Annotated in this window: 20 protein-coding genes, 1 tRNA gene and 1 pseudogene; 14 read left to right on the top strand and 8 right to left on the bottom strand. The window is 52.4% G+C overall.

All coding sequences use genetic code 11. From position 1 onward, the window contains the following. The 4 genes from norW to EBL_RS00275 all read left to right on the top strand — a co-directional run bounded on the left by norW (position 1) and on the right by EBL_RS00275 (position 3,249). Positions 1-1,146: an NADH:flavorubredoxin reductase NorW gene (gene norW, locus EBL_RS00285; RefSeq protein ID WP_002440768.1), complete on the top strand. Its 1,146-nt coding sequence runs from the start codon at positions 1-3 to the stop codon at positions 1,144-1,146. Positions 1,147-1,484: 338 nt separating this feature from the next. Then, a complete protein-coding gene (locus EBL_RS00280; protein WP_002440769.1) occupies positions 1,485-1,841 on the top strand; it encodes a TehB family protein in 357 nt (118 codons plus the stop codon). Between the two features lie 131 nt (positions 1,842-1,972). After that, positions 1,973-2,067, top strand: a tRNA-Sec gene (locus tag EBL_RS20410). Between the two features lie 138 nt (positions 2,068-2,205). Beyond that, positions 2,206-3,249 (top strand): virulence RhuM family protein, encoded by a 1,044-nt coding sequence (locus tag EBL_RS00275; RefSeq protein WP_002440770.1) that lies wholly within the window; start codon positions 2,206-2,208, stop codon positions 3,247-3,249. A gap of 195 nt (positions 3,250-3,444) precedes the next feature. Here EBL_RS00275 and dsdA read toward each other — a convergent pair whose 3' ends face one another. Beyond that, positions 3,445-4,785: a D-serine ammonia-lyase gene (gene dsdA / locus EBL_RS00270; protein ID WP_002440772.1), complete on the bottom strand. Its 1,341-nt coding sequence runs from the start codon at positions 4,783-4,785 to the stop codon at positions 3,445-3,447. Between the two features lie 173 nt (positions 4,786-4,958). Further along, a complete protein-coding gene (locus EBL_RS00265) occupies positions 4,959-6,935 on the bottom strand; it encodes an alkyl/aryl-sulfatase (protein ID WP_002440773.1) in 1,977 nt (658 codons plus the stop codon). Between the two features lie 166 nt (positions 6,936-7,101). Between EBL_RS00265 and EBL_RS00260 the strand changes: the two genes are divergently transcribed. Further along, positions 7,102-7,539: a hypothetical protein gene (locus EBL_RS00260; RefSeq protein ID WP_002440775.1), complete on the top strand. Its 438-nt coding sequence runs from the start codon at positions 7,102-7,104 to the stop codon at positions 7,537-7,539. Positions 7,540-7,542: 3 nt separating this feature from the next. On the opposite strand, the gene EBL_RS00255 is transcribed toward EBL_RS00260, so the two are convergent. Together EBL_RS00255 and EBL_RS00250 are read right to left on the bottom strand one after the other, a co-directional pair. Continuing rightward, a complete protein-coding gene (locus EBL_RS00255; RefSeq protein WP_002440776.1) occupies positions 7,543-8,700 on the bottom strand; it encodes an anaerobic sulfatase maturase in 1,158 nt (385 codons plus the stop codon). A 59-nt stretch (positions 8,701-8,759) separates the two neighbouring features. Next, complete coding sequence (locus EBL_RS00250) at positions 8,760-10,439, bottom strand: sulfatase-like hydrolase/transferase (RefSeq protein WP_014715709.1); 1,680 nt, start codon at positions 10,437-10,439, stop codon at positions 8,760-8,762. A gap of 359 nt (positions 10,440-10,798) precedes the next feature. On the opposite strand from EBL_RS00250, the gene EBL_RS00245 reads away from it, so the two are divergent. From EBL_RS00245 to cadB, 5 genes and pseudogenes are all read left to right on the top strand, one after another. Next, positions 10,799-11,485 (top strand): substrate binding domain-containing protein, encoded by a 687-nt coding sequence (locus EBL_RS00245; RefSeq protein WP_331852413.1) that lies wholly within the window; start codon positions 10,799-10,801, stop codon positions 11,483-11,485. 400 nt (positions 11,486-11,885) lie between these two features. Continuing rightward, positions 11,886-12,779 carry a hypothetical protein gene (locus tag EBL_RS00240; protein ID WP_002440779.1) on the top strand — a complete coding sequence of 298 codons (894 nt, stop codon included), beginning with the start codon at positions 11,886-11,888 and terminating at the stop codon, positions 12,777-12,779. Between the two features lie 86 nt (positions 12,780-12,865). Continuing rightward, a pseudogene (locus EBL_RS19515) lies at positions 12,866-13,075 on the top strand (type II toxin-antitoxin system RelE/ParE family toxin); the annotation flags it as partial. Positions 13,076-13,132: 57 nt separating this feature from the next. Then, the gene (locus tag EBL_RS00235; protein ID WP_002440781.1) at positions 13,133-13,468 is read left to right on the top strand and encodes a HigA family addiction module antitoxin; all 336 of its coding nucleotides are present in this window, start codon (positions 13,133-13,135) and stop codon (positions 13,466-13,468) included. Between the two features lie 282 nt (positions 13,469-13,750). Beyond that, positions 13,751-15,100, top strand: a complete 1,350-nt coding sequence (gene cadB, locus EBL_RS00230; RefSeq protein WP_002440782.1) for a cadaverine/lysine antiporter — start codon at positions 13,751-13,753, stop codon at positions 15,098-15,100. A 258-nt stretch (positions 15,101-15,358) separates the two neighbouring features. Here cadB and argR read toward each other — a convergent pair whose 3' ends face one another. Together argR and adiA are read right to left on the bottom strand one after the other, a co-directional pair. After that, positions 15,359-15,817, bottom strand: a complete 459-nt coding sequence (gene argR, locus EBL_RS00225; protein WP_002440783.1) for a transcriptional regulator ArgR — start codon at positions 15,815-15,817, stop codon at positions 15,359-15,361. Between the two features lie 420 nt (positions 15,818-16,237). Next, on the bottom strand, positions 16,238-18,508 hold the full coding sequence (adiA, locus tag EBL_RS00220; RefSeq protein WP_002440785.1) for an arginine decarboxylase: 2,271 nt from the start codon (positions 18,506-18,508) through the stop codon (positions 16,238-16,240). A 602-nt stretch (positions 18,509-19,110) separates the two neighbouring features. Between adiA and potE the strand changes: the two genes are divergently transcribed. Continuing rightward, positions 19,111-20,454, top strand: a complete 1,344-nt coding sequence (potE, locus tag EBL_RS00215) for a putrescine-ornithine antiporter (RefSeq protein WP_002440786.1) — start codon at positions 19,111-19,113, stop codon at positions 20,452-20,454. Positions 20,455-20,496: 42 nt separating this feature from the next. Here potE and EBL_RS00210 read toward each other — a convergent pair whose 3' ends face one another. After that, positions 20,497-20,898 (bottom strand): rhodanese-like domain-containing protein, encoded by a 402-nt coding sequence (locus tag EBL_RS00210; RefSeq protein ID WP_002440787.1) that lies wholly within the window; start codon positions 20,896-20,898, stop codon positions 20,497-20,499. A 190-nt stretch (positions 20,899-21,088) separates the two neighbouring features. Here EBL_RS00210 and EBL_RS00205 point away from each other — a divergent pair, with 190 nt between their 5' ends. The 3 genes from EBL_RS00205 (at position 21,089) to EBL_RS00195 (ending at position 24,074) form a co-directional block, all read left to right on the top strand. Next, the gene (locus EBL_RS00205; RefSeq protein WP_002440788.1) at positions 21,089-21,958 is read left to right on the top strand and encodes a LysR family transcriptional regulator; all 870 of its coding nucleotides are present in this window, start codon (positions 21,089-21,091) and stop codon (positions 21,956-21,958) included. 419 nt (positions 21,959-22,377) lie between these two features. Next, positions 22,378-23,070, top strand: a complete 693-nt coding sequence (locus tag EBL_RS00200) for a flagellar brake protein (RefSeq protein ID WP_002440789.1) — start codon at positions 22,378-22,380, stop codon at positions 23,068-23,070. Between the two features lie 308 nt (positions 23,071-23,378). Beyond that, positions 23,379-24,074, top strand: coding sequence for an EAL domain-containing protein (locus EBL_RS00195; RefSeq protein WP_002440790.1), 696 nt, complete (start codon positions 23,379-23,381; stop codon positions 24,072-24,074). A 40-nt stretch (positions 24,075-24,114) separates the two neighbouring features. Here EBL_RS00195 and EBL_RS00190 read toward each other — a convergent pair whose 3' ends face one another. Then, positions 24,115-24,798, bottom strand: coding sequence for a fimbrial protein (locus tag EBL_RS00190; protein ID WP_174270551.1), 684 nt, complete (start codon positions 24,796-24,798; stop codon positions 24,115-24,117). Between the last annotated feature and the right edge of the window lie 31 nt (positions 24,799-24,829).

Genomic DNA, 24,829 nt, shown 5'->3' with positions numbered 1-24,829 from the left:
ATGGAGCATGGCATTGTCATTATCGGCTCGGGCTTTGCCGCCCGCCAGCTGGTCAAAAGTATCCGTAAGCAAAACAGCGAGGTGCCGCTAACCCTGATTGCCGCAGACAGCATGGACGAGTACAACAAGCCCGACCTCAGCCATGTGATAAGCCAGGGGGTCAGCGCCGACGAAATGGTCCGCCAGAGCGCAGGCGAGTTTGCCGAACAGTATCATCTGCAGCTCTTCCCCGGCGAGTGGGTCACCGGTATCGATCCCGAACGCCATGTGGTCAGCAGCAGCCGCCGTGAGTGGCACTATGACAAGCTGGTACTGGCCACCGGCGCCAGCGCAGTGCGCCCCCCGGTTGACGGGCGCGAGCTGCTGCTGACCCTGAACAGCCAGGACGAGTACCGCGCCTGTGAATCCGGGCTGCGGGACGCCGGGCGCGTTCTTATCCTCGGGGGCGGGCTGATAGGTACCGAGCTGGCAATGGATTTCTCACGGGCCGGTAAGCAGGTAGTGGTGGTGGATAACGGCCCCTGCCTGCTGGGCTCGCTGATGCCGCCAGAGACCAGCGCCCGCCTGCAAAGCCATCTGCATCAGCAGGGGGTGGAGCTGCTGTTTGGCCAGCAGTTACAGGCACTGCGCCGTACTGCCGACGGGGTTCAGGCCACACTGAGCAATGGCCGTACCCTGGATGTCAGCATCGCGGTGGCCGCCATTGGCCTGCGCCCGAATACGGGCCTGGCGCAGCATGCGGGGCTTACGGTGAACCGGGGTATTGTGGTGAACCGCCAGTTACAGAGCAGCCAGCCGGATATCTACGCCCTGGGCGACTGTGCGGAAGTGGACGGCCAGGTGCTGCCCTTCCTGCAGCCGGCCCTGCTGGGGGCGATGACGCTGGCGAAAAATCTGCTGGGTGATAACCACACGCTGCAGCTACCGGGCATGCTGGTCAAAATCAAAACCCCGGATCTGCCGCTCCAGCTGGCGGGGGATACCCGGCGCACGGACTTGTCATGGCAGATCCAGCGCGGCGCGGCCGGTATGGTGGCCCGTGGCTATGACGAACAGAATATTCTGCGGGCCTTTGTGGTCAGCGAAGATGAAATGAAGCAAGGCTTCGCCCTGCTCAAACAGCTGAATGTGGCGACCGCCGCCTGAATAACCGGAAAAACCTCAACGGCGCCGGACTGCGCCGCATGCCTTACCGGGCCCGCCCGGTACTTAGCCTTACGATTTGCCCCGCCTTGCGGGGCTTTTTTTGGTTTATTCTGTGAAGGTAGTCCAGCCAGCAGTCTGACGGTCAATATGACTCTCAGACAGTCATATTGACACAAACAGGGGAAGTCAATATGACATTGCTGCGCAGTGGAAAAAACGTAACTAGATGAATATCAGTGATTTTTAAAACTGGCACGGCATATGCACTATTACAGATACACAGCGTTGCAGTACCGCGCGCGATCCTGATGGACTGACGACTTAATGAGGTGACCACCATGGCTATAACTATCCCTGAAAACTTCCGCCATACCCGCTCCACACCGTTCTGGAATAAAACCACCGTACCCGGTGCCCTGCTGACCCACCACAACACTAAAGCCGGGGTCTACGGGCGCCTGTCCGTGATGCAGGGGGCGGTAAAATATATCGGTTTTCGCAATGAGCAGGACACCACGCCGGAAATTGAAGTGGTGATAGAGGCCGGGCATTTTGGTATCAGCCCGCCCCGGTACTGGCACCGTATTGAACTGCTGACCGACGATACATACTTTAATATCGACTTTTTCGCCGCGCCGGACTCCTCCCCTGAAGGTGAGGGTATCAGGCAGGTGGTCAATATCCCGCGCCGCTAACGCGCGGCAACAAGCAGTAACCGGTCTGACAGGGCGGCGTCCGCAAACGGGCGCCGCCCTGTTGTCTTCAGAAAGTGATAACAGGGGTAGGAAATACCACTAAAACCGCTATAATAGCGGGCACTTTCTGAGGAAGATCGTCGTCTCCGGTGAGGCGGCTGGACTTCAAATCCAGTTGGGGCCGCCAGCGGTCCCGGGCAGGTTCGACTCCTGTGGTCTTCCGCCAAACCGCCTATCCCCCATGTTGTCTGCACGTAATAATGGTATCGCACAGAAATCCTGTTCCGGACGTTGTTTACCGGTGTACAGCCTTCAGGGATACGGAATGGTTACACACAACAGCTCACATAAAAGCGGAGACAACATGGCTGACAAAGATTTATCTCATTCTCCGACAGGCGAGTTTATTATGTTTGCCAGTGATGACGGTGAGGTACATGTTGAATGCCGCTTTGAGCAAGAAACACTCTGGTTACCCCAGGCAACCATCGCAAACCTCTACCAGATTACCCCCCAGGCCATCACACAACACATTAAAGCAATCTACGAAGAAGGCGAACTTGAACAAAACGCAACCTGTAAGTCTTACTTACAAGTTCAGCAGGAAGGTCATCGTCAGGTAAGCCGCCATATGCTTCACTACAGTCTCCCCGTCATACTCGCTATTGGTTATCGTGTCCGCTCGCCACGCGGCACGCAGTTCCGTCAGTGGGCCACTCAGACACTCCAGGAGTATCTGATAAAAGGTTTTGTGATGGACGATGAGCGGCTGAAAAATCCACCCGTTGGGACATCGGCCGTACCTGACTATTTTGATCAGATGCTGGAGCGCATCCGCGATATTCGCGCCAGCGAACGACGGGTTTATTTACGAGTCAGAGAGATCTTTGCGTTGGCCGCTGACTATCAGCCATCATTGAAAGAGACCACGCAGTTTTTCCAAACTATCCAGAACAAACTGCATTTTGCCTGTACCGGCCATACGGCAGCTGAACTCATCCACCAACGTGCCAATTCCAGCCAACCACATATGGGTCTAACCAGCTATAAAGGCGAAGAGGTACGTAAAGGCGACGTGACTGTGGCAAAAAACTACCTTAACCAGGATGAAGTCAGCGAACTCAACCGTGTAGTGAACATGTGGCTGGATTTTGCCGAAGATCAGGCTCGTCGTCGTCAGCAAGTTTTTTTAAGTGACTGGCAGGATAAACTGGATCAGTTTCTGCAATTTAACGACCGCGAAGTTCTGCAAGGTGCGGGCAACGTCAGCAAGAAAATGGCCGATGAAAAAGCCCAGGCGGAATACCGCCAGTATGCGGAGCAACAACGGCGCTTAAAAGAAGCTGAAGGTGAGAAGGATCTCAACACATTGCTGCAATGGGGAAAAAAGCACAAAAAAGAGTTCTGAGCGCCACAGGCATGACCCCTGTGAAATCACTGCCGCATTCAAAGAACGCTACAACACCGATCTGTCACCGGCCCTGGTATCAAAAAGTTGCGGTGGCAGCCATTTTCCGGGCCCCGGCTCCCCCAATCCCCATAAGCAACACGCTTCGCAGCTTACGGGGATTGTGTACTTACCCGTTAAAATCGCATCAGATAATCACGCACTGCGACGGTGTGCCCGCCCTTTTGCCAGATACTGCGCCATCTCTTCCTGCGGCACCATACCGCCACCCGTAGCCCAGACCAGGTGAGTGGCATTACTGAGCGCCACATCACTTATCCCGTGCATCTGCTGCCAGGCCGCCGAGGCACAAATACGCTGTGGCCCCGCCATCCCCGCCAGCGCCGAGGGCTCCAGCAGAATCTTCTCTTCCTCCGCCAGCCAGCCCAGCATGTCGTACATGGTCTGATCATCGAGGGTGTACAGGCCATCCAGCAGCCGCTCCATAGCCCGCCCGACAAACCCGGAAGCACGGCCAACGGCCAGGCCATCCGCCGCGGTCCGGTTATCGATACCGATATCCTGCACCGCCAGAGCATCATGCAGGCCGGTATAAATGCCCAGCAGCATGCACGGTGAATGGGTCGGCTCGGCAAAGAAGCAGTGCACGTTATCCCCGAATGCCAGCTTCAGGCCAAACGCCACGCCGCCAGGGCCGCCACCAACACCACAGGGCAGGTAAACACACAGCGGGTGGCTGGCATCCACCACCCGCCCCTGCCGGGCAAACTGCGCTTTCAGCCGCTGGCCGGCAACCGCATAGCCCAGAAACAGGGTGCGGGAGTTTTCATCGTCGATAAAAAAGCAGTTCGGATCGGACTCGGCAGCCTTACGCCCCTGCTCCACCGCCACCCCGTAATCCTCTGCGTATTCCACCACCGTAACACCGTGGCTGCGCAGTTTGGCTTTTTTCCAGGCGCGGGCATCGGCAGACATATGCACCGTCACGTTAAAACCAATGCAGGCACTCATAATGCCGATGGACAACCCCAGGTTACCGGTTGAGCCCACCGCAATACTGTACTGGCTGAAGAACGCTTTACACTCAGGCGAGAGCAGCACGCTGTAGTCATCATCCGTTGACAGCAGGCCCGCCTCCAGCGCCAGCTTTTCTGCGTGGGTCAGCACTTCATAGATACCGCCCCGCGCTTTAATGGAGCCGGAAATCGGCAGATGGCTGTCTTTCTTAAGCAACATGTCGCCGCTGATTGTCTGGCCGTACTCCTGTTCCAGACGCCGCTGCATAGCCCCAATGGGCACCACTTCAGATTCAATAATCCCGCCCGCCGGGGCCGTTTCCACAAAGGCTTTTGCCAGATAGGGCGCAAAACGCGCCAGGCGATCACTGGCATCCTGCACGTCCTGCGCCGTCAGGCCGACATACGGTAAGCCTTCCGCACAAGAGGTCGTACCCGGGTTAAACCAGGTCGTCTCTTTGAGTGCGACCAGATCTTCCACTAACGGATATTGAGCAATAAGTTTTTGAATGTTTTCCATAATACGTCTCTTTGCGCTTAGATAATAAAGGAAAGCAGGAATGTACATGCCAGGGCCACGAGCGATGCGATAATCTCCGGGCTAATATCAGGCTACAGGGGCAGGCGGGGATTCTGGCGGAGAAAACCGCGCAGTAAAATGACCCCTGCAGAAGCACTGCAGGGGTATAGATCTTAAGGGGTGACGATATTGAACCAGAAATCGAACTTATCCATATAGCCCAGCATCTCTTCCAGTTTCGCGCGATCACCGCTCAGCTTCACATCGCCTTTATCCTCAGCCTGTTTCAGGGTCTCTTCTTTGAGGATAATTTTATTCAGCGTATCGCGATTGAGCGTAATGGTGGTATCTGCATTTTTGGCTTCTGCATTGGCTGTGTGGTTCAGCACGCCGTTTTCCAGCTCCAGCTTGTATTTGCCGCCGTCGTTACCAAGGTCAATATTAAAGACCGACTTCGCCTTACCGGCTTTTTCGCCGTTAATATGCACCGCGAGATAGTCAAAGAACATTTCCGGTGTCATGGCTTTTACCGTATCCGGGCTGGCGGTGTTCGGGGTTGGCCCTTTCACCACGCCATTGCGCAGCTCCTGCGCCCCGGTCAGGTAAAAGTTACGCCACGGGCCCGATTCTGCCTGATACCCCAGTTGCTCCAGAGCATCGGCCTCCAGATTGCGGGCCGCCTGGTTTTTCGGATCGGCAAACACAATCTTACTGACCACCTGCGCCACCCAGCGGTAATTCCCCTGGGCGTAGTCTTCTTTCGCCTTCTTCATGATGGCGTCGGCACCGCCCATATAATCGACAAATTTCTTCGCAGACTCTTCCGGCGGCAGCTCGTCCAGGGTGGCCGGGTTACCATCAAACCAGCCAAGATACAGCACGTAGGTCGCTTTCACATCGTGGCTGACAGAGCCATAGTAGCCCCGGTTGGCCCAGGTGTGCGCCAGGCTATCCGGCAGTTTAAATTTCGCCGCGATCTCATCACGGGTCAGCCCTTCGTTAGCCATCCGCAGGGTCTGGTCATTGATATACCGGTACAGATCCCGCTGGCTCTTCAGCAGGTTCACCACATTCTCATTGCCCCAGGTCGGCCAGTGGTGCTGGGCCATGATAACCTCGGCTTTATCACCCCAGCGCACAATCGCTTCATTAATATATTTTGACCACGGCAGGGGCTCGCGGATCTTCGCCCCGCGCAGGGAATAGGTGTTATGCAGGGTATGGGTAACATCCTCTGCGGATTCAATCAGTTTTTTCTCTTCGATATACCACAGCATCTCCGAAGGCGCTTCCGAGCCCGGAGCCAGCATAAAGTCATAGGTCAGGCCATCAATCACCTCTTTCTGGCCGTCTTTTTCGATGATATTAGTAGGCGCAATCAGGGTAACGGTTCCGGCAGAGGTTGTGGTGCCCAGCCCGGCGCCGACCTGGCCTGTCGCGTCTGGCCTGAGCAGGTTACCGTACATATAGCTGGCCCGGCGGCTCATCACGTTACCGGCCATAATATTTTCCGCCACCGCCGCTTCCATAAAGCCCGCAGGCGCATAGATCTTCACCTTACCGGCTTTAACATCATCCTCACTAACCACACCGCGCACGCCACCATAGTGGTCTACGTGGCTGTGGGTGTAGATAACCGCCACCACCGGCTTTTTACCGCGGTTTTTATAATAGAGCTCCATGCCCACTTTTGCGGTTTCTGCAGAAACCAGTGGATCAACGACGGTAACACCTTCTTTACCCTCGATGATGGTCATATTAGAGAGGTCAAGGTTACGAATCTGGTAAACCCCATCCGTAACTTCAAACAGGCCGCTAATATTAATCAACTGAGACTGGCGCCACAGGCTCGGGTTTACCGTATCCGGGGCTTTCTCTCCCTCTTTAATAAACGCATATTGCTGAGGATCCCAGATAACATTGCCCTGCTCGCCCTTAATAACATCCGTCGGCAGCGGGGCAATAAATCCTTTGTGGGCATTGGTAAAATCGGTGTTATCGGAGAAAGGCAGTTGTTTATAAAGCGCATCGTTAGCCTGCTTTGTGGCATCCGTCGCGGCTTTTGGTGTAACGTCCGCCCAGGCTGTCAGCGGGAAAGACGAAAAAATACCCGCAAGCACCATGCCTTTTACTATCGGTTTCAGACCCATGGTTATCCTCATTTATCCGGCTATCAGTGTCATAAATCAGGCCGCAATTTGCGGCTTGTTACAATATTATGACAATTTATTCACATTTTCCGGTAAATGCTGCCCGGCACTTAAGTTCCCGGTCCCTTGTGCCGCCTTTAACCGCTATACAAGGGGGAGCGCCTGGATGAGAAAATTAGCCTTTTTGCTGTTACTGCCGTTGTTACTAAGCGGCTGCGCCACGCTGGTTGGCAGCAGTGAAGAAACCGTTTATATCGACAGCGACCCCACAAACGCGTTCTTCGCGATTGTGGATGACAAAGGCCAGCTTGCCGCAACGGGCAGAACGCCGCAGGCGGTGAGCCTGAAAAAAGCCGACGGCAGCTATTTTGGTAAGCGCAGCTATACGCTGATACTCAGGCACGAGGGTTACTACTCGGTGCGCAGGCCGCTGGCGTACCGCCTCAGCCACTGGTACACCCTGGGTAATCTGGTTTTCCTCGGTGTACCGGGCTGGCTCATTGTTGATCCCTTCCACGGGGGGATGTACACCCTGGAAGAAGCGCAACTTCACCTGATCATGCGCCAGTGCCCGCGCGGGCCCTTTAATGACATGTGCTCATAACCCTCAGGACGGCGGCGTAATGCTGCCCTGAATTTTCATAATGTTATCCAGCGGGATACGGTGTTTCGCCAGCTCAACAAACGCATTGAGATAAGGCACCATGGTGGCAAACATCACCTGATACCCCTGGCAAAAATAGGAAATATTCGCCCCAGTGCCTTTATTGATCCGGTGTTTCGGGCAGCCGCCATGGCACAGCGGTTTATAGATACATTGCTGGCACTCCCGGGACAACACCTGCTTTTGCGCCGTCAGGCGGGTGCTGTCCAGCCGGGACAGCGGATCAGAGGCCACATTACCAATTTTATATTCCGGCCAGACAAAATGATCGCACTCGTAAACGTCGCCGTTGGACTCCACAACAAAATTATTGTGGCACGCCTGCTGGAATATACAGCTGGTGTGGCCGTGGCCCAGCACCTGGCTGATGGTGCTCTCAAACTGGCGGACAAAAATATGGCCAACGTCCGTCTTCACCCACGCCTTAAAAATCGTCGCCATAAAATGGCCATAATCTTTCGCCGGCACCGAAAAATCAATCAGCCGGAAAGTGTCTGCCGGGTTATCAAAATAGACATTGGGCTCACTGGTCTCCAGCAGTTCAATAAACTGCATATGGCGGCTGCCGATGCTTTTTAAAAATTCGTACACTTTTAGCGGGTAGTGAACATTATAATTATTAATCACCGTCAGTGTATTGAACTCTACCTGATGCTTTTTCAGCAGTTCAATTGCTGCCATCACTTTCTCAAAAGTGCCTTTCCCTGAGCGGGTCACCCGGTAACGGTTATGCAACTCTTCCGGGCCATCAATGGAAATACCCATCAGGAAATTGTGCTGTCGCAAAAAACGGCACCACTCATCATTGAGTAAAATCCCGTTGGTCTGCATTGCGTTATGGATCTTTTTATTACCGGCAAATTTCTGCTGCAATGCGATGACGTTACGGTAAAAATCCAGCCCCGCCAGGGTCGGCTCCCCGCCCTGCCAGGTAAAATAGACCTCCGGCCCGGCTGAATCGATATAATTCCTGATAAACGCTTCCAGCGTGTGCGCGTCCATATGCGGCGAGTGCGTAAACTGGGCCTCTTTATCAAGGTAAAAGCAATAATCACACTGGAGGTTGCACTGGTAGCTGGTGGGTTTGGCAGTAATATGCATAATTCTCTCTAAAAAATAAGATGGCGGGCCTGGCCCGCCATCCGGCTACGGGTTACCGGTTACTGTTCCGCCTCAATGGCGTTTTTGATGTTGGTAAATTTCTCCTGGTTAATCTGGCTCAGAGGCGGCTTACTGCCACTGAGGAATGTTTTCACCTGGCCCGCCATGGTTTTTACAATGTCCGGATGCTGTGCCGCCAGGTTATTTTTCTGTTGCAGATCATCCAGTTTATACAGCCCCAGCTGCTTACCCTCGACGGTATAGACCAGTGAATAGTCGTTACTGCGCACCGTGTATGAGAACTGGCTCAGATCTTCCGTATTCGGGTTATGGGGGTAATCGTCAGATTCGCTGCGCACATATTTGTGGTATCCGTTCCAGAACGGAATATTTTTCTCATCAAACCAGTGGGAATAAGAGGTCACCCAGGTCAGGTACTGGTGCGGCGTGCCTTTTTTCTTCTGCGTGACATAAGGCAGCAGTGACGTGCCGTCCAGCTTCAGGTTGCCGGGGATACTGATCTTCGCGGCATCCAGCGCCGTGGGGAAGAAGTCCATCGCCGAGATCAACTGGCTGTAATTTCCGGCCTGCAGTTTACCGTGCCACCACATAAACATCGGGGTATGGGTGCCGCCGGGGTACGTCTGGCTCTTATAGCCTTTCTGGGCGCCATTAAGCGGCAGAGGGCCGTCAATCACCGCGCCGTTATCAGAGGTGAACAGAATAATGGTGTTGTCGTACTGGCCGGTCTCTTTGAGTTTTTCCAGTACCCGTTTTACCCCCTGGTCAACAGAGTAGACCGAGGCATAAAAGTTATTTGCCGTCTGGCTGCCGGTATTAAATTTGCTCTGATACTGATCAGGCGCGGGCTGATCATTTGGCAGGTGCGGGGCGCTGTAAGCCAGGTAGAGCATAAATGGCTGGTCCAGGGTTTTAGCTCTGTCGATAACCCCCAGCGCTTCGTCTGTCAGCTGGTCGCTGATATAGCCTTTAGCCGGAATATGCTCCCGGTTGCGGAATAATGAAGGCGAGTTGTAATAGGCAGTACCGGCAGCATGGTAGCCCATAAAATAATTGAAGCCCCGGTTCTGGGGTTGCCACTCTTCAGCCGCGTAGGTAATAAAGTTGTCGTGATAATCCCGGGTCTGTTTATCTTCCGGCACCGGAACATTACTGATTTTCGCCTGATGCCATTTACCAATAGCGGCCGTGTAATAACCGTGATTTTTGAATAATTCCGGAAGGTAAGTTTCCTCTAACGGAATACCGTTCTGCGCATCCGTATTAGAGTAAACCCCAAACCGCGCCGGGGAGCGGCCGGTGAAAATAGCCGCCCGGGAAGGGCCGGACACGCCGTGCGCCACATAGCCGTTAGTAAACCGGACCCCTTCATCCATCAGGGAGAGTAAGGTCGGCGTTGAGTTTTTTGCCGCCTCAATCGCCTTATCAATACCTATTTTATAGGTATCGACAACTTCGCGATTTTCCATGGTTTTAGGGTCAAAAGAACGCTTATCAAAGGGTAATTGTCCATAACCTAAATCATCCATCGTCAGGATAATAATATTCGGTTTCCCTTTGGTGCTGTATTCAGTTGGCGTGAAATCAGCGAACGCCACGTTGGTTTTTGTTGCTTTCAGTTTGACATCATCCGCCTGCACTGCGGTGGTCATAAAACCAGAGGCAATAATCGCCGAAATAGTGGTTGTAATAGCCGTTTTACGGAATGACAAATTCATAAACACTCACCATGCTTTCAAAAAGAACCGTTATTTTGTGATATGAAATAAGTTAAAACCGGGATCGATCTCAAAAAATAATCAATGCCATAAATAATGACCTTGCTGAATCGATTCCTGCCATAACGAAAAGAAACAATAACAGTATAGTGCGTAAAATTTATTTCAGATCAATATACAGCCTGGCTGTACATTCCGGCCTTCTTCAGTGGCGAATAATTTTACAGACGGGAAAGATAACGTACTGGTAAATATAGGAAAAATCGGCAAAAGGCTATTTTTGCGGGGGAATATTCAGCAGAAGAAAATATAGAATTTATTGTACAATTGCCATCAGTGAATAATTTCCGGAAGGGGCCCTGAGCCCTCCCGGACATCACCCGGCAACCCGCCGGGAAACAGTATTACCGGGTGCTGACAGGGGCTGCATTAATCTTAACCCTGAGCAGGGCGTAAGATTCCCGCTGATTTCTGAATTTTGCCGGGAAAACCCCGGCGTATCGGTACGGCTCCTATTCTCTGACGAGGTCAGCAATATTTACCGGGATCCGATTGATATTGCCGTCCGTTACGGGGAGCTGAAAAACAGCAGCTATGTGGCGCTACCGCTTGCTCCGCATAACCGGCGGGTGCTGGTTGCCTCTCCGGAGTATCTTGCCCGGGAAGGGGCCCTCAAAAGCCCCGCAGATCTGGCCGGTAGGGAGTGCATTCTGTGGTTCAGAAATGAACATATCCACAACGCCTGGTCTTTTAGCGGCGCGGCGGGCCAGCAAACCATTATTGTTCATGGCCGCTATGTCAGCAATGATGCAGACGTCTCCCGCCGATGGGCCCTGGCCGGATACGGTATTGCTTATAAATCCTGGCTGGATGTGCAGGAGGAGATCGCCAGCGGACGCCTGGTGCCGCTCCTGGCGGATCTCCGGGGCGAAAAGGCGCCGCTGAATTTTATCTGCCCCCATCGCAGCCAGTTTTCACCGGTGGTGCGCCAGATATACACCATACTGCGGGATTTTTTTGCCACTATTCCCCCGCAGGCAGAATAATTACCTGTGCGGCAGGGGAATACCTGCTGCAAATAATGAAAATATAAGCTGCTGGCTATTAACCCCCGCACCACGGTGAGCGGGCTGGCGCCCACCGCGAGGGTTTCAGTACGTCGTAACGAAAATAATATCGATCTTTTCCAGGGTTATTTTTACCCTAAACCTCTGACGTTCGCCGCATTTCTGACTATACTCGGCATACTTCAAGCTGCAGGTGCGTTGCCTGCGCCCGCTCACCTCAGTCACATAGCCAACTATGCTCCTGAGGACTCACGGTCTTGCCGCCTTCCTGCAACTCGAATTATTCAGAGTATATATCAGTAGTAAGGGTGTTGGCAGATTATCGCCATCAGCCATACCCTGTTCTTGTTAACATATTAATCAGGCCACAGAGGCGTTTATGGATGCTGCTCTTGTCGAACAAATATATCAGTCGATGACGCAAATGAATGATGCCGTGCTCTACAAAGCACCGTCTGTCGCGTCATGGACCCTGCACGGTAATGTTATCCAGGGGATCCCGTCTGGTGATGCAGCACCGGACTACTGGCGCAACGCCATTATTAACAGCGCCAATCCGGCAGCACAGAAATATGTCTCCGGTGACTGGAAAGCCATCGCGTTCTGGTTTGTGGCCTACCCGGCGGCCACCAGTACCGCCACCCTGAATGGCACCCGCATCGCCGTGAGCGATGTTGCGCTATGGGCGCTATTTTCCGACCCGGCCGCCCCCCGGGATATTGCCAAAGCGCAGTGGAAACAAATCCGCGTGACAACGCGCCCTTCCTGGGCGGCAAATTATGATTTTAACCTCGTTGATTATATTGCCGACACACCGAATTTAAGCACTGACGACACGGCGAATATTTATCAGCTGGATGCCGAAATGCACCCAATCCACGGCGGCACGGATATTGTCTGTATTGCGGCCGATTGCGCCTCTCCGCGTATTCTGGGGACGTTTGTGCAATTAAAAGCCTGGCTGCCGGAATCTTCCCCCGGTAATAAGGTGCTGATCTCGGTAGGCGCTGACTACTACCCGGATAAATCCGTCAGAGCAGGTGACTTAACCGGCGCAGGCTACCTGCCCGGGGCATATGGCAGCCGCTACCAGACCATTACCACCACGCCGCGCTATATTTACGCCGCCAACGTCACCGACCCCGATGCCCGGGACAGCCGGGGCAACCTGTTCTACGACCCGAACACCCCCTACAGCCGCAACGGCGGTAAAACCTGGCTGACCAGAGAAGAATTACAACTTAACCCACCGCCGGTACAGGCCCAGAAATAGCAGGCAATTACCGGACGGGCATGGTCCACCGGTGAACAGTATGCGATAGCAATGCACTTGAGCACTGTGCGTGAGTGCATTACTGTATTCATACGACGCTCGCTCGTAAGCTCGACATCATCAATGCTGCCGTGACATATCTGGATTTAAGATCGCCTCCAGGCAACAGATATGAAGAGCTAAACGGCAAACTGGAAGGTTATTCGTCAATTCGTATTAACCAGCAGTATCGCCTGATATTTAAGTGGGTGAACGGAAAAGCAGAAGACCTCTACCTGGATCCGCATAAATACTGAATAAAAGCGCCAGTTAACGCTGGCGACCTCCGAAACGCAAAACCGCAAGGAATACGAATGAAACAGGCAACCAGAAAACCAACTACTGTAGGTGACATCCTGCTGTATGAATACCTGGAGCCACTGGACCTTAAAATCAACGAACTTGCACAAATGTTACATGTGCATCGTAATAGCGTAAGTGCACTGGTTAATAACAACCGCAAACTCACGACTGACATGGCATTTCGCCTTGCCAAAGCCTTCGATACCTCCGTTGATTTCTGGCTTAACCTTCAGGCCGCTGTCGATCTGTGGGAGGTAGAAAACGATCCCCGCGCGCAGGAAGAGCTCAGCCGCATCGTTCCCGTCGCCAGATTTATCGCCAGCAAAGCTGATAAGAAAATCGCCTGATCCCGCCAGGCTCCCCTCCCCATTTCCGGTAGTGATTTTCCTGACCCAGGCGCTACCGGCTTCGGATTCCACAGCTAGACTTAAGCAACTGCAGCCCGGCGAATATCTATTCGCCAGGTCAGGCAGGTGACGTGCCGTTTAACAAAATATCACCCGTAAAAAACCGGGTGATGAGAAGCCACGGTCTATTTGTCATATAATTGGCGCCAGGATTTTGGCATCGCGCCACATCATTGCCGGCAGGGATGGCAGCACAAACCAAATCAGTACAACGGGATATATATGGCTTCATCAAAGCAAATTGGGCTTATTGCCTGTACGGGGATCGTCGCCGGGAACATGATGGGCAGCGGGATTGCGCTGCTACCCGCCAACCTCGCCCAAATTGGCTCCATCGCACTTTTTGGCTGGATCATCGCCCTGATCGGGGCCCTGTCTCTGGCCTATGTTTTCGCACGGCTGGCAACCCGTGACCCGCAAGTGGGCGGGCCTATTGCCTATGCCGGTCGCCTGGGGCCCGCTTTCGGCTTTCAGACGGCGGTACTTTATTACCACGCCAACTGGATAGGCAACCTGGCAGACTGCCTGGCGGGCGTGGCCTATTTATCGGTCTTCTTCCCGGCGCTCAACCACCCGATCCCTGCCGGGATCGCCAGCATCGTGATCATCTGGATCATGGCGTTTGTGAATATGCTGGGGGGGAACTGGGTCAGCCGGCTGACCACCGTCGGGCTGGTGCTGGTACTGATCCCGGTCTTTGGCACCGCTATCTTCGGCTGGTACTGGTTCGACCCGGCCCTGTATCAGGCAAACTGGAACACCTCCGGGCAGGCCGACGGCCACGTTATCATGACCAGTATTCTGATCTGCCTGTGGGCCTTCGTTGGGGTGGAGTCCGCCTCGGTCAGTTCCGGGCTGGTGAAAAACCCGAAACGGACCGTACCGCTGGCGACCCTGCTGGGTACGGCGTTTGCCGGGATTGTCTATATCCTGGCAACCCAGGTAATGAGCGGCATGTTCCCGGCAAGCGTGATGGCCGTTACCGGCGCGCCGTTTGCCAGCAGCGCGGCGATGATGGTCGGTAACTGGGCGGCGCCGGTGGTGTCGGCCTTTACCGCGTTCGCCTGCCTTGCGGCGCTGGGCTCCTGGATGATGATGGTCGGCCAGGCCGGGGTGCGCGCGGCGCAGGACGGTAACTTCCCGAAAATCTACGGCGAAACAGACAGCCACGGTGTGCCCCGTAAAGGGATTATCCTGTCGGCAATTAAGATGAGCCTGCTGATGGCCGCCATGACCTTTATGGCCTCCAGCGGTTCGCGCTCTGCGGATATCTTCGGTGATTTAATCGGTATTGCCGTGCTGCTGACCATGCTGCCCTATTTTTACTCCTGCGTGGCGTTAATTCGCCTGGAAGGGGCGCGCCTGAAACACGTGCTGAGCCTGCTTGCCTCCCTGATGGGCTGCCTGTTCTGCTTTGTGGCCCTGTCCGGTGCGGAATCCATTAAACTCACGGCCACGTTTATCATCAGCCTGACGATCCTTATCTTCTGGGGGCGTAAACTGGGGGCGAAAGATACCGTGCGCAATGCCGAACGCGGTGTAGTGGAAACCCATAAAGAGCCCACCCTCTGATACCTTCCCGCTAATAAAACAACGCAGCCCGGATTTCATTATGATTTCCGGGCTTTTTTTCCGCTGCCTGACGAGGCGCTAATATATGGCTTTTCCCCGTCAGGAAATATTACAGGTCACACAAAACAGGTTTATCTCTGCAAAAAATATTACCGCTGATTACATTCTGGCAAAATGATGTAGCACCATTTCTCTGTTATGTTACCGTCTGGCATCAGTCTAATAATATCCAGCAATATATGAGAGCACTGACTGTTATTATTTGCCGTTAAGAATACCGGCGACAGTTTCACGCAAGTCCTGAATCGGGAACCCCATTACCGGAACAATAAAAATAGTATCGTCACCGGCAATCGTGCCGAGGATACCTTCAGGCTTACCGCAGGAGTCCAGCAGGCGGGCAATAAGCGGAGCCGCGCCAGGCACTGTGCGGGTCACCACCATGGAGTCATTCGCCACAATATCCACAATAGATTTACGCAGCGGCGTATTACTGGTCGGGACACCAAGTTCGGAAGGTAAACAGTACACCATTTCCATTTTCGCATTGCGCGAACGAACCGCACCAGCCGCTGCCAGCATTCGGGAAATTTTGGACTGGTTTATATGTTCGAATCCTTTGTGTTTAAGATAGTCAACAATATCAGCCTGAGAACTCATATTCTCTTCACGAAGCATTTGTTTAAATACTTCATCCAGCGTTCTTTTGTCACCCATATAATATCCTCACTCAGAATTCACAGATGGCGCCATTATGTGGGATGATAATTATTAAGCAAGATATTAATTCCTCGATAAACTTCTACAACTGAAATCATTATTGGAATCATAATACAAATGAAAAATACCTTGATGCTGATCAAGTTTTAGGCATCACTAAAATTTCAGTCTCTGCTAAAACGTAAAATTTTATGTCCACGTTTTGCCTGAATAATAACCACTGATCACTAAGTGCGCATGAATTATTAGAATATATGATGACAGAATCAGAAAAATTAATGAGAAGCGCAGGAAAGAAATGCAAAAACTGGAATAGTTATCTACCAGCAGTGAATATATAGCGAATAACCCTCCATTTCCAGTGAAATAAATAAGCAACAGGGCCATAATAACACGGCCCTGTTGCATAACCTCACATTAGCGTTTGATGCACATTACATGATAAACGCCATCTTCTTTTTCAGTACCTTCGGTTTCATGCTCAAAACCCGGGAACTGACGGTCCCACTCCTGCAGCGCTTTCAGGTAAGCAATCTGCGGGCTGGTGTGGTCACCAAAGTTTTCACCGGACATCAGCATCGGAATTCCCGGCGGGTAAGGGATCACGGAGTTCGCGGCCGTGCGGCCTGCCAGGTTCTCAATAGAGACCATTTCCACGTTATCATTCACCAGCTCAATATTGGCCGCGCGCGGCAGCATATCGATAGCCGGCAGGGTTGAGTAGGCTTTGTTCAGCTGCTCACTCGGTTTGTACTGGCGCAGGAAGTCTATCATCCGGTTGCCCAGCTCCTGCATGCGCATACCGCGGTACAGTTCCGGTGCCGCCTCAACCAGGGCTGGCATCACCTCAGACAGCAGGTCGTTGTTGTCATAATGACGTTTAAACGCCAGCAGGCTGTTCATCAGGGTGACCCATTTCCCTTTAGTAACCCCCATGGAGAACAGGAACATAATCTGGAAATCGGTGGTGCGGGTCGGCACAATCCCAATGCTGGACAGGTAAGCCGTAACCAGTGCGGCAGGCACGCCTTTCTCCTGCAGGGAGCCGTCGTCGTTCAGACCCGGGGCCAGCAGGCTGACTTTTACCGGATCCAGCATCACCCAGTCTTCGTCCAGGTTATCAAATCCGTGCCAGCTGTCGCCCGGCTGCAGCCGCCAGCAGGACTGTTCGCGGGTCAGCAGTTCGAGCGGCGCATCGGCAAAGTCATACTGCTCGCCGGTTTTCGGGCAGCGGACCACTTCCGCGTTCCAGGGTTTGAAGAACCAGTCGCCATTTTTCTCAGCCGCGTGGTAAGCGCGGGCCACTTCCTGGCGGAATTCGACCGCTTCCTGAATCACTTCCGTGGTCAGGTTCAGCCCCTGTTCGCCGTCCATCATCGCGGCCGCCACGTCATTTGACGCCGCAATGGAATACAGCGGAGAGGTGGTTGCGTGCATCATATACGCCTGGTTGAACTGGGCCGGTTTCACATTACCGCGCCCTTCGCGGATATGAATGTAAGAGGCCTGAGACAGCGCATTGAGCAGTTTATGGGTGGAGTGGGTCGCAAAAATGGTCGGCTGATCTTTGCTGTGGGACGCTTTCTCCCCGCGCATGGCGTGGAAGCCTTTATAAATCGGGTTAAAGCGGGAGTAGCCAAACCACGCCTCATCATAGTGAATGCGGTCTGTGGACTCGCCAAGCAGTGCCTGGATGGTGTCGCCATTATAAATCAGACCATCGTAGGTACAGTTGGTAATAACGCTGTATACCGGGCGCTGATTGGCTGCTTTGCTGGCAAACGGGCTGTTTTTAATGGCCGCATTAATATACTGGGCAGCCATCTGTTTTTTCGGGATCGGGCCGATAATACCGTAAGCGTTGCGGGTAGGTGTCAGATATACCGGGGTAATACCGGTCAGCATCAGACCCTGTTCAATGGATTTATGGCTGTTACGGTCAACAATGGCGATGTCTTTATCAGTACAGCACGCCTGCATAATAGTACGGTTAGAGCCAGAGGTCCCCACCACCAGAGAGTAGGAGCGGTCGGCACCAAAAACATCGGCAATATATTTTTCACTTTCGCCAAAGGCACCTGTGTGGTCAAGCATAGACCCGAGGCTGGCACGTTCAATCCCCATATCGGTGCGGAAAATATTTTCACCGTAGAAATCGAAGAATTTACGGCCTACCGGCGTTTTACAAAAACCGATCCCCCCCTGGTGACCAGGTGCAGACCAGGAGTATTCTTTTTCCTTCGCGTATTTCATCATGGCGGCCATCAGCGGCGGCATAATGGCTTTTTCATAACGCGCTACGGCCGCCTGCAGGCGCCCGACAATAAAGTCTGTGGTGTCATCCAGGATCAGGAAGGTTTCCGTAATCTGGCTCATTATTTCCGGCACAATGGCTTTGTTATCTTCGTGGGATTTCACCAGCAAAAATACCGGGGCCTTGGCGTGGCGGATACGGAATTGCTTCAGGAAAACCAGAATGTCGTCTTTCTTATGCGGTGCCCATTCGGCCATGACGCAGTCAACGGCAGCGGTTGAACTCACATACCCGGTGGCCTGCTCATAGGTTGGCGCAAAACGGATATGCTCACCTTTGTTGGTCAGCGTTGTTACGATTTGATCAACACACTCTTCAAGGGGCGTATTTTTAGCGACAGAGCCGCCTACGACCAGATATTCTTTATCACACATAGGATTCTCGAAATAGCTGATTTACCAGTAACACAATGGCGAAATTAATATAAAAATAGCGGATATATTTAACTATTCACTATTTATAAATAATTAAATAGCCGTATCGCCACGTGGCTAATAGTCATTAAACATTGTCGGGGAAAGACAATAAATCATAGAGGTGCATATTTCCAGAGAAAAAACACGATTTTCACCCTGTGGAAATAATAATATCAGAACACTGAATATTTACCCTATATAATAAAACCCAGGGTATTTTTATTCCCTTAGCGGCACGATTAACTTAAACAAGTGGCAAAAAGCGGCATTAACACACAAAATCCGGGCACAGGCACAGACAATCAAAAAATCTTTAAAAAAAATATAAACCACATATTGTTAATTGACACACCCTCTCACCGGGAATATTATCCTGCCAAACCTCGAGCGTTCTTAAATCATCTTTCAGAATAAATATTCTGAAAAAGAAAATATTTACCCGGCAGGAGTTTGCTTCTAATTTTAATTCTGACGTTGAATATTTATATTTAATATCTGAATTAAAATTGCCTGCTGAAAACTAATTTCCATTACGAAATTATTTGGTCAGGAGAATATGAATGGCTACAGAATCTAAAAAAATGGGGGTCGTGGGGCTCACCATTTTGGTTGCGGTCAATATGATGGGGTCGGGGATAATTATGCTCCCGGCCAGTCTGGCCCAAATTGGTACTATCTCTATTTTGTCATGGATCGTAACCGCCCTCGGGGCCATGTGTATTGCGTTTACCTTTGCCAAGTGCGGCGCCTTCTGTAAACGCGCCGGTGGGATGTCCGCCTACTCAGAAGAGGCACACGGTAAATCCTCCTTCTTTATTGCCTCTTATACCTATTATGTCTGCCTGGTCATCAGCTGTGTGGCTATCGCGGTATCCGCAACCGGCTATATGGCGCCGTTCTTCCCGTGGATCAAAACCTCACCGATGCATACCTTCTTTACGGTAGTCGGCATTCTGGTGGTCACCATGGTTGCCAACTTTAAAGGGGCCAGCTTCACCGGGAAAATCTCCGGCATCACCGTATGGGGGATCATTATTCCGGTTGCCGGTCTTTCTGTGATTGGCTGGTTCTGGTTCAAACCGGAGCTCTTCGCCGAAGCCTGGAACCCGCACGGCATGTCCCTGGGCGGCTCTGTCTCTTCCGGTATTTCTTTAACGCTGTGGGCCTTCCTGGGGATTGAGTCTGCCGGTGCGAACTCTGATGCCGTAGAAAACCCGGAGAAAAACGTTCCCCTGGCTTGTCTGTTTGGTACAGCGTTTGCCGCTATCGTGTATATCGCGTCAACGTCAGTAATTCAGGGTATTGTGCCTAACGCACAGCTGGCCACGTCCGATGCGCCGTTTGGCCTGGTGTTCTCTATGATGTTCACCCCGATCGTAGGCCAGGTAGTGACAGCACTGGCGGTTATCGCCTGTATTGGTTCCCTGCTGGGCTGGCAGTTCACTAACGCGCAGGTTTCAAAAGCCGCTGCGGATACCGGTCTGTTCCCGAAAATTTTTGGTAAAGTGAGCCGCGACGACGCCCCCATCGCCGGGATGCTGATCATGCTGGTACTGGAGCTGCTGCTGGCATGTATGACCATCTCCCCGAACCTGCTCAACCAGTTCAATATGCTGCTGAACCTCGCGGTGTTTATTAACATGGTGCCGTATGTCCTGTCGATGACTGGCCTGCAGGTGATGCTGCGTAAAAACCACGTGACCCAGCACCAGTATGTTATCGCCTCCTTCCTGGGCACCTGTGCGGTGGTATACAGCATCTATGGTGTTTACGCCTGCGGTGATGAAGCAGTATATGGCGGTTCGATAATCACGCTGTTTGGCTACATTTTCTACGGCTTTGTTGCCGGGCGCGATACGGAATACCGCATCACGCACCCGAATGAAACCAGCACCCAGAACTGATAACACTCAGCAGACCCCGCCGCCCGGCGGGGTCTTCACCTCTTACCGACACCCGCACTGCATCTCCTGCCCGCTCTGCCCGGCATCCCCGTTTGTGGCATAGCCTTCCTGCTTCCACCACACCAGCCCACCCGTCAGCTCTTTTACGCAAAACCCCAGCGCCAGCAGTTTCAGCGCGGTATGCGTGGAGCCATTACAACCAATACCGTCGCAGTAGCAGACATACAGGGCATCCGTTGCCAGGTGGCGGGTTGTCCCGGCACTCAGCTGGCGGTGCGGTAAATTAATGGCGCCGGGTATATGCTCCTGCTGAAAAGCCCGGGCATTACGCCCGTCTACCACCACGATATTTTCCCCCGCCTGCCGGGCGGTAAAGAGATCCCAGGCGTCCATCTCCCAGGCCAGTTTATGTTGATAATATGCATATTGTTCACTGACAGACATTGTGCCTCCTGGTGTACCGGTTGCTGATATACAGAGATACCCTGCGTTGTTACCCAGTCTGGCAATAAACTTCCCGGCCGCATATGCAATGATTTTTCAGCACGCTGAACGTTTTTTTTCAGGCCACATCCTGCTGATTGAATCGCGGGCAACGCGCTGATATAACCAGTAGAGCTACTGCGGAGGGGTGATGGATATTACGGTATTAAATAATTTGCTAAAAACCGCCAGCGCCGGTTCGCTGACCGTGGCCGCCCGGGAGTCGCACCTCAGCCTTCAGGCCCTGGCAGCGCAGCTGAAAAAAGCAGAAATCTGGTTTGGCGTACCGCTTTTTCACCGCCACCATAAAGGTGTCACCCTCACAGAGCAGGGGCAGCAGCTATTACCGTATATCCGGCAGGTGGTGCAAAGCGCAAACCAGCTGGAGCATCAGGCCCGTCAGTTACAAATACAGCAGTCACCACAAATACATATTGCGCTTAATAACACGTTTTCCGTGGCGACAAACCAGCGGATTATTGAATACCTGACCCACAAACTGGCGGGGCACGCGCTGGTATTCAGCGCCTCTGAAACGCCGGAAAATCTGGCAAAGATGAAATCAGGGGAGGCCGACATCGCCATTGTGCTGGGTGAGAGTTTCCCGCAGCAGTACCACCGGATCATACTGCCTGATCTGTATATCTCCGTGGTGGCGGCCAGCAGCAGTGCCTGGTCTGGTGTGGCTGAAAGCCTGATTTGCCCGCAGCAGGCATGTGCTTATGCCGCCAGCTATCGCCGTTTTTTATCCGGCTTTTACCCCAGCCCGGCACAACGCCCCGGGGAAATCCCCTCTGGCAGTGAACAAGTCACCCTGTCTTTACTCCTGAGCCGGAACGCTGTGGGCATCATTTCCCGCGCCCAGGCGACTGCGCATCAGTTACGCCCGGTGGCGGGTTTCTCCGATCGCATTAATGCCTCGCTGCTGATGAAAAACGCATACCTGACAGCCGCAGATATTCCCGACTTTCCCGCAGAGCAGCTCTGTCCGCCAGAAAACAACCGCAATACGGCGCGGTAACCGGCTGGCCGCAATATATCCACACTATTACCAGGTAAATAGCGCCAGCCAAAATAACACCACTGACTATTAGCGGGCTTATTTTCTGTTACAGCGCCGGAAATTAAACCGGCATGGTGAGTCTGCACAAACGATTAACAGCCGGTTAATTCACAGTGATATCAAAAAAATAGCACGATTCCTTCCACTTCTGGCAACCAATAACTATACCGGGAGTAGGGTTTTTAATATTCAACGCGATAAAAACAATGTGTTATTTTAACAAAAAACCACCCTTTACAATGTTATGCCATATCAATAAACAAATACTGATAGTTATAAACATATGAGCGCTGCAAAAAAGAGCAATTGAATCAATTACTGTGTTCGCAGAAAACCAGTGGCATTAAATACATACAGAAGAAAAACATAACAGAGGGATGCTGATGAATTCGGGAGTCACAGAGCGTAACCGATATGAAATTATTGCTATTTTTCGTGAGGAGTTCAGGCGCAGAACAGATATTGAGATAGTTATTTCCGGGTCCAGCATAACAACAAAAATAAGTAATCTTGGCGCCGGTTTCTTTTCCATAAATATGAATCCACCGGTCACCGCCGGTAAAAACTATTTATTTGTTTTACATGTAGAATCCGGGAAAGTGGAATTCACCACAACCTCTCTGCCGTCAGAAGAGGGCCAGCAGCGCTTTATGCTCCCCGGGGAGATTCAAATTCTTCAGCGTCGGACAGACAAGCGGCTGATGCTGCCAGGAGACACTCCTTTTTCCTGCCATGGTCGCTATAAAAACGGTAAAAACTATGCCTTCAGCATTCTGGATATATCCCCCGGCGGCTGCGCGCTGCTGTCTGAAATCCAGCATACTGAACTCACCCACAATAATGTGCTGTTAAAGCAGGCTATCTTCAGCCTTGATGACTATGGCGAGCTGATCATTGATCTCGCGGTAAGGAATGTCAGCAAAATCAACACGATAAAAGAAACAGGCCAGCCAGACACCTGTTATAAAATATCCTGCCAGTTTCAGTTTCGCAGCCCATCAGAGCGTAACCGTATTGATAAACTCGTGACCGAATTACTGATGGAGAATAAACGCAAGAAAACACACTAACGCCAGCAGTTCAGAAAATAAAACAACAAAATACCATTACCATGCTGCCTGCCCGACCGCTGTGTCTTTGTCCTATTCCCGGGGTAATGGCAGCATGCCCGCGATTGTTAACTCCTTCTGTTACCATAAAATTTCACCATGCCATATAAAAGAATCGCGTCGCCAGAAATTAACTTCATGTGTAAAATATCCGGCGTACCCTTTCGTCGCCAGTATTATTGCCATGCTTCTTATAACCACAGTTTTTGTAGGAATATTTTTATGGGCAGGCTGTACGCAACAACTGTGCTGATAATCAAAGAGGAATAATGGACATTAGCACCGTATCACAACCATGGAAAACAGATATCCATTACGTTTTTGAGCGCATGTTTTCGCAACATGGGAAACTGGTTGCCGTTGAATGCCTCTCGCGCTTTAACAACGAAATCCTCACCCCCGAGGAATTCTTCCACAGCGCCACCCCCGCTTTACGTACCGCTATATTCCTCGACCAGCTTGCACTCATTGAGTCCCGTCAGTCATGGTTTGCCCGCCACCACATCACCGTTACCCTGAATGTGGATGATGACATCCTCGACCTGTTTCACGATGCGCAATTTATTGAACGTATCCACCGGATACCCTGTGTGCACTTTGAAATTAACGAACATAGCCAGCGCCTGCTGTCTGATTTTTTTTCCGCCATAGCGCAACAGCGCAGCCCGGTATTCTGGCTTGATGACTACGGCTCTGGCTATGCGGGTATTGATGTGATTCGCCGCCACCATTTCGGCTATATCAAAATCAATAAAGACGCCTTCTGGTTTCTGGAAGATAACGCCTTCGGCCAGCACTATATGCGCTCATTACTGAGTTTTTTACATAACAATCAGCATCACGTAATTATCGAAGGGGTGGAAAACCAGGCGCAAATAGACTGGCTGGCGGGAATGGACTGGTATGCCCTGCAGGGGCACTACTGGCCTGCGCTGAGCATGGATGAGTTAATCGCCTCTGTCTGATAATCAGTGCCAGCGCACTGGCACTTCACCGTACTATTCCTCAGTAATAAACCAGCTCCCATACGGCCCGGGTAATAATCGGCCCGCTGGTCACCTGGCGCGGCGTCTGGGTGATATAGCCAACATAATAGGTGAATATTCCCCCCTGGCTGGCCAGCTCCTGCATCTGTACCTGGTTTTGCCCGGCCAGGCCCGGAACAATTTTATTGTTTTTATCCAGGGTGTTATTGTCATTCACCGCTAACGCCAGGTAGATATTGCGCGCCCCGTCCGGCAGGGTGTTGGCCAGATACCCGGCATTTTCATTATTGACCGGGTTAACCATATACCCACCGACCCAGCGCACCCGGATATTATCCGGCCCGCCACTGCGTGGCCCGTTATCCAGCCGGCAGCGGGAAAGCTGCAGCGTAAAGGGCTGGGGCTTCAGAAAGGCACCCGGCGGGTGGCTGTACACCTCCGCCAGGCTTACCGGCGCCAGCCAGACCTCGCCCGAGGCCGCCTTCGGCCCCCGCAGCGGGTGGGTCACGCTCTGGCTCCCGGCCTGCGAGCCGGCAGCCCGTGCCGACCGGACATTACCGACAATCTCCTGCTGCACCCCTACCGTGACGGTGCAGGAGACATCGGTCACCTGGCCTAAAAACCCCACCCGGCCCTTCTCGTAATTGGTCGTGAATCCCTGTGCCGGGGCGCTGAAAATGCCGTAGCCCGCAATCCCCAGCATAATGATATTACGCGTTATTTTTCCTGCTCTG

The organism is Shimwellia blattae DSM 4481 = NBRC 105725 (assembly GCF_000262305.1).
GTDB lineage: Bacteria > Pseudomonadota > Gammaproteobacteria > Enterobacterales > Enterobacteriaceae > Shimwellia > Shimwellia blattae.
Note: the sequence above shows the minus strand (reverse complement) of the source record. Positions and strands in the feature narration are given on the sequence as shown.